5 protein-coding genes and 1 CRISPR repeat array are annotated in these 5,834 nt (G+C 30.2%); all 5 genes read right to left on the bottom strand.

Annotation, left to right across the window (positions count from 1 at the left end):
* Positions 1–66 precede the first annotated feature (66 nt).
* On the bottom strand, positions 67–207 hold the full coding sequence (locus tag GXK57_RS25975) for a hypothetical protein (protein WP_160680920.1): 141 nt from the start codon (positions 205–207) through the stop codon (positions 67–69).
* Positions 208–376: 169 nt separating this feature from the next.
* Positions 377–1,062: a CRISPR direct-repeat array (repeat unit 30 nt; unit sequence ATTTAAATACATCCTATGTTGAAGTTAATC).
* A 299-nt stretch (positions 1,063–1,361) separates the two neighbouring features.
* Positions 1,362–2,243, bottom strand: coding sequence for an AraC family transcriptional regulator (locus tag GXK57_RS25970; RefSeq protein ID WP_160680919.1), 882 nt, complete (start codon positions 2,241–2,243; stop codon positions 1,362–1,364).
* Positions 2,244–2,693: 450 nt separating this feature from the next.
* Positions 2,694–3,017 (bottom strand): thioredoxin family protein, encoded by a 324-nt coding sequence (locus GXK57_RS25965; RefSeq protein WP_160680918.1) that lies wholly within the window; start codon positions 3,015–3,017, stop codon positions 2,694–2,696.
* A 366-nt stretch (positions 3,018–3,383) separates the two neighbouring features.
* Positions 3,384–3,920: a DUF4256 domain-containing protein gene (locus tag GXK57_RS25960; protein WP_160680917.1), complete on the bottom strand. Its 537-nt coding sequence runs from the start codon at positions 3,918–3,920 to the stop codon at positions 3,384–3,386.
* Between the two features lie 959 nt (positions 3,921–4,879).
* Entirely contained in the window at positions 4,880–5,773 is an 894-nt protein-coding gene (locus tag GXK57_RS25955) for a GNAT family N-acetyltransferase (RefSeq protein ID WP_160680916.1), read from the bottom strand.
* Positions 5,774–5,834: the final 61 nt, after the last annotated feature.

Below are 5,834 nucleotides of genomic sequence, written 5' to 3'. Positions count from 1 at the left end.
CCAATAAAAGTATCACCAAAATTGCGAGAGAACCAAAAGTACTTGACAATCTACACCTAAAAGTAGCTATCTCTTCTTCCTGTTATTTGTTTCATAATTATTTAAACCAGAGTAAAACCTAGTTCCTGGATTAGGCATTTCTGCAAACGCTTTCCCGGCAACTATGGATAATGCTACAATTCCTATAAATACTAATAAAAGATCCATAAAATTCACCTCCTAAATATAATCTTATAATACACTTCCATTTTAATACTTTCAATACATTATATTGATTTTAATTTTCGCTCACTTTACTATATTATTTTATATTAAAAGTTTATTAGCACTTATTATATTTATTTCGGATATAGAATTAATTGATAACTTCTCTACTATTTAAATACATCTCATGTTAAGGTTAATCAACTAAGATACAGGAAAGACTATCAAAAGTTGTTATATTTAAATACATCCTATGTTGAAGTTAATCTAGATAGGTATGTAAGGGTGGGGCGTGGTTTACAAAATTTAAATACATCCTATGTTGAAGTTAATCAGTATATGACATTACAAGAGCTACTCAGGTTATCAAATTTAAATACATCCTATGTTGAAGTTAATCATGTCCGAAGTCCTTTATCTTTAGAATATTCCTATATTTAAATACATCCTATGTTGAAGTTAATCACGTCAAGGTGCTCGAAATGATTTAACGGACTTGTAATTTAAATACATCCTATGTTGAAGTTAATCGAAGTGGTTAAGGTTCCTAAAAAGTTCTTACCTACATTTAAATACATCCTATGTTGAAGTTAATCAAAAACTATTAAGCTAAATTTAAGGAAATTAATCAAATTTAAATACATCCTATGTTGAAGTTAATCGGTAATTGACTATAATATATTATGGAGGTGTATACTAATTTAAATACATCCTATGTTGAAGTTAATCTAAATTTATTTTCTAAATAAGTTATTTTATTATTATTTAAATACATCCTATGTTGAAGTTAATCTCTATAAAAGCATAAAACCACTTATCACTATAATTATTTAAATACATCCTATGTTGAAGTTAATCCATTGATTTAAAGCCATTCTCAATAATATATATACGGCCCAAAGCTCCTAGATTGCTTCTTTTTCTATTATTTTACCAAGTAAACTTTAATAATACAAATTTTATTGTAATAATTTATCTAAGACTTGTAAAATCAATGTGTTTCATCTTTTTACATTTTAGATCACCTGGTAAAATACATGTGCATATTTTAGATTTGTATTTGAAGATTTTCTCCATTAATACAATTGCACAAGGCCATATTTCAAATAATTATGAAACACAGCCTCTACGAAGATAGGAACATTTCAATATATCAACTAAACTTCTTCAAAAGATGGATTTACTATATGATCTGGGAAAATCTCTTCTGGCACATATTCAGTTGTAGGAATGCTTCTATCCACTTCCTGTAAATCAGCATTGTCAAACCAAATCTTGCCCTTTCCGGTTAGTAAAACACCAATATTGATAACAGATGCCTCTTGAGGTATGTCCATTACACAATAATAATAGTTCCATTCGGTTGTTCCTTTTATTGGCCTATTTTGCATGTTATCAATTTTTAGAGTAACACCTTGGGCAGTGTCTAACCTAATCCACAGTCCGCACCACTCTTCAACAGCTTCAGTTTTCACAAAACCTGAAAATCGCATTCTTTTTCCGATAAAATTTTTAGCACTTATTTGCTGCATAATGCTACTATAGTCTTCATAAGAAAATTCTTCTCCAACAGAGCAAATAGTAGCAGACCTTGTACCCATATGATATATCTTGTTGTCCATTTCAAACTTATATTTCTCTGGGGCTGTTCCTGTAAAAATCCAGCCTTTCACATTTTTTTGATCACTCATATTAACTCCTCCTTTAATTAAATTCTTAAGGGCTGTTCTATATCTGCCAGGTGGTAATTGATAGATACTTTTAAAAGCTCTTGTAAATGCTTCTTGCGATTCGAATCTATAGGTTAGGGCAATATCCAGTATAGGTATATTAGTATTTAGAAGAAGCGAAGCTGCCATAGTAATCCTTCGTTTTCTTACATAATTATATAAAGAAGTTCCTACTTCTCTTTGGAACACTCTATGAAAATAGAATTTGGAGAATCCAACAGCTTTAGCGATATCATCTAAAGTCAGTTCCTCGTGTAAATTCATTTCAATATAATCTAATGCAGCCTGTATTTCCTCAATGTGTACCATAAATATCCCCCCTTGCAATCATTATATCAATTGTGTAGGTTTTAATTTTGATAATTCTTGCCTTCTTTATGAATAGATCTGTACCCTTTATATGCGGTAAAAAAATAAGAGCCTATATCCTAGACTCATTTAAATCCTATTCATTATAATACTTTCCTTAAGCCAAATATAATAACATTGCCTATGCCTTTAACAGTAAATAATCTTTTAAAAGCATCACTATGGATAATATTTATAATGGAGGTTTTATCCTTTGAAGATTCATATCTATTATGATTGAACATACGTGTTCTACTTTATTACAACATTAACTATATTATAGCCAAAATAGAAATGTTATTCCACTTGATCTTTTGAGAATATTCATTAAAAACTACAAACATTAATTATCCAATTTAAATATTATACTTTCACAGCAGTTGATATTAAAACAAATAATAAGGAAAGCATCTAAAACAGCATTTCATAATATCTCTTAATAGTATTTTCTAGTTCTACTATGCTTAGATTTCTTCCCACTCTGCTTACTTCTTTTCCATCAACATAAAGTATTAATAATGGAAAGGAAAATACATCATTAAGCGCTGCCAGTTCTATTTTTTCTTCTCCATTTATATCAATTAGTTTTACTTCTGGGTAAGACTTTAATATACTTAAAACCTTATTTTTAATTACAGAACAAGCTCCGCAGGTAGTATTACTAAAATACAAAATCACCATTTCATTAGAAGTAAGTATATTTTTAATATCTTTCTCATTGTCTACTTTCAGCATTAGTTTTTATCTCCTTAAAATTGTATTTGTTGTCCAATATTTTAATTTTCTAAAGTAGCAGCAACTATTTGAAGTATATAAATTCATCCAAGTTTTATTTATAAAAGCATTACAGTAAAGACACTGTAATCAATTGTTTATTGAAATAAATTATATACCATTTCCTACAACCTAGTAAATATAACTCTAGAGTCGTTATATTTTTCATATCACAATAAATTATTGATACTTTTCTTAACTATCCAATATTCTATTACTGAAGTAATAACTGCAAAGTTTCTTAAATAAAGCCATGTGTAATTAGAAACCTATAGGTATCTCTTCACATGGCTTTTTTATATTTTATTAATTTCAATACAAAAAACTTTATACTCTTAGTAGTCCACGGAACCCTCTGCCAGCATAATAAGATTCGGCACCATTATGATAAATAAACACCCTGCCATAGCGAAAATCACCAAAGATTGAACCACCTAGTTTTCTAATCTCAGGAGGTGTCTTTAACCAGCTTGATGTCTTCATATCAAAATTTCCTATGGTTTGCAAATGGCGATACTGCTCTTCTGTTAAAAGCTCAATCCCCATGGAAGCTACCATATCAAGTGCACTACTCCTAGGTTTATTTTCTTTCCTAGATTGTAGGGCTTCACCATCATAACAAATACTCCTACGGCCTTTAGGACTTTCTGCTGAGCAATCATAAAATATGTATTCGTCAGTAGTCTCATCGTAATCAACCACATCTGGCTCGCCACCTGTTGCTTCCATCTCATCAAGTGAAGAAAGTTTTTCAGTACTAGCCTCCAGTTTTGCTTGCACCTTACTCCATTCAATATCTTTATGACGATTCATATTTTTCTCGAAACGGTTTTGCAATATATCAATTAGTTCTTCCTTTGACATTAATAACTCCTCCTTATATAAGTACACACCTCATATTTAAAATTTATATTTTTTAATCCTCATCTCAGAAAACAGAACAGTTTCGAAAATATATTTCAGATTGAAGTGCTACACAATACTAATATTTCTTAACTTATTATTTCCCGTATATTCTTAAATACAAAGGAAGTTTCTTAAAAGTAATTTACCATATTACTCTCTATCCGTAAAGAAAGCTTTTTAATATATTCCATTGAGTCTTAAAATATATGAATGCTTTTATTTTAAGCTATAATAAAGCACAGAAGCTACATATTAAATTTCCAATGTTCTCAAAATATAACCTAAGCCAATACTAGCTATCTTACTGATATATTTGGTTCCCTATTGGTATGTATTAAATAATTGTTGTTACTGCTTTTTCTATGTAAAACCTAACACCTTACGATAAATTTTGTATTTTAGATTTTTCATCTATAATCAAGAGTAGCTTTGAAAATAGATTGCTCTTGGAACATACACATATGGATTTTTGATATAAAATGATTTGAATTTTAAATCTAATTCATTAAATTCTTTCATCTCCGAATATCCAAGCTTTAGATATGAGTTCCATCATTACATTTATAAAGAAATAGTCACCCACATTTTTTGAATACATTCCTATATAGTAGTATAAATTAGTGTTGCCCTCCATTAAAGGCCTATTTTAGCCTAAAACTTTCTTATATAATAAGCATGTGATGAAAAAAATTGCTGAAGTGAGCTTTTTTGTAGAAAAAAGCTTTATATTATTCTAAACAGTAAAAAAATAAAAGCTATAAAGACTCATTTCCTTACAGCTTTTAATATTGAATAACTAAATATTATATATTAACATCTTGGTAAGAACCAAAATATCTTAGGATTTAACTTCTTAATTTTAGGCTATATTCAACACAGTGCTTTGACAGCGACTAATTTTAACATTAATCTAGAGGCTAAATCTTTTGTCTCCAAATGGTTGATGTTTTAAAGGGACGTAATCCGATGCTGTAGTAAAACTGCTGAGATGAGCCTACTATAGCCTTCTTTGCCCCTAACTCTCCAACACGTCTAATACCTTCAAGTACTGCAGCTCTTCCTAAGCCCATCCTTCTATATTGAGGATCTGTAGCTACAGGCTCTATTACTGCATAACCAGCTTTAGGATCATACCACATTCCACAATAAGCAGCGAAATTACCATCTGGTGCAACAACAGCTACTTTAAGCTTCAAGTCCACATTAGGACGAATCATTTGTTCCTCTACTAACTGTTTATTTTTCTCTGAAAACTTAAATTCTCCTTCACCGTCAAGCTCATGATTAAAACCTTTCCAAAGAACCCGTAAGTACTGGTACGGATCATAATTATCTTTCATATCAGTTATATAAAATCCCTCAGGCAACTTGTATGAGGTTTCTGTTTTATCAGTATAAAAAATTGCATCATTTTCTTTTTCTGGTGTGGCACAAAAGCCTAGCTTCGCAGCAATATCTTGAAAACTCAAATCATCATCTGAAATCACAACTCCAAACTTTCCGTCTTTGCCAAGATTCTCTTTTGCATAGATCAGCATTTCTTTTTTTAGGTAACTATATTCAGCTAAGGTTAAACAAAATCCCTTACCTAATTTACAGTCAAAGATTGCTAGTCCAACAACATCTCCTTGCTCTTCCCATACTCCTATTTTACCTACAGCTGATCTGTCTAAATAACCGTGGGTTATCATCCAATCCCATCTTGTATAAGTAAATTCTGCATACCCCCGTTTTATAAAAAAATCTCTAACCTTATGATAATCCTCTGTAATACCTGGTTTATCAGTATAATTTCTAAATATTATGCTCACGTCTATCCGTTACATAAAATCTACTAAAATCTAATATTTAGAGATTTATTCCTTATTCAAC

Source organism: Clostridium sp. C8-1-8 (assembly GCF_009928445.1).
In the GTDB taxonomy this organism is placed as follows: Bacteria; Bacillota; Clostridia; order Clostridiales; family Clostridiaceae; genus Clostridium_AR.
The sequence above is the reverse complement of the archived record's forward strand: the minus strand, read 5'-3'. Positions and strand labels throughout refer to the sequence as shown.